The organism is Xanthomonas sp. LMG 12460 (assembly GCF_009192895.1).
Taxonomy (GTDB): domain Bacteria; phylum Pseudomonadota; class Gammaproteobacteria; order Xanthomonadales; family Xanthomonadaceae; genus Xanthomonas_A; species Xanthomonas_A sontii.
In genome coordinates this window covers 1-634 of the sequence record NZ_NKUH01000156.1, presented here as the reverse complement: position 1 = coordinate 634, position 634 = coordinate 1, and the positions used below count along the sequence as shown (strand labels likewise).

1 pseudogene is annotated in these 634 nt (G+C 62.5%); it reads left to right on the top strand.

What is annotated here, in order from left to right:
• Positions 1–189: 189 nt before the first annotated feature.
• Positions 190–589: pseudogene (locus tag CEK66_RS20140) on the top strand (transposase); the annotation flags it as partial.
• Between the last annotated feature and the right edge of the window lie 45 nt (positions 590–634).

Here is a 634-nt window from a genome sequence, read left to right as displayed (position 1 = left end):
CGAAACGTCCGGGTGTTCGGGATCCGGCATGACCAAGGAGCTTAGAAGCAATGACATTGCCGCCGCATTTGGCGAGGCGAATGTCCTTCCCATTCTGTCGTAAGCGAAGTAGCTCATATTGGTCCTAACGACTGAAGTCACTAACAGAGCCTAGTTGAGCACAGATTCGCATGTGGCAACATTGGCCGCATGGCCCGCCGCAAAGAGACCCGCCGCGCTGTGGAAGCGCATCGAACCGCTGATCCCATCAGTAACGCCTTCGCCCAAAGGAAGGCGGCCTCGCGTCAGCGATCAGCAGGCCCTCAACGGCATCGTCTATGTCCTGCGTACCGGCATCCCATGGGAAGAACTTCCCCTGGATTTGGGCTACGGCAGCGGCATGACCTGTTGGCGCCGGTTGCGCGACTGGCAGGCCGCCGGCGTCTGGCATCGCCTGCATCAGGTCCTGCTGTCCGAATTGCGGCGAGCCGACAAGCTGGACCTGAGCCGAGCCAGCCTGGACGCGGCCAGTGTGGCCTCCCCCCCCCCCCGGGCGAACACCGGGCCGCACCCGCCCGATCGCGGCCAACTCGGCACCAAGCGGCCTCTTCAGTGAGCGCGATGGAAATTGAACGAATAGCGTTTAGGTCGGGCA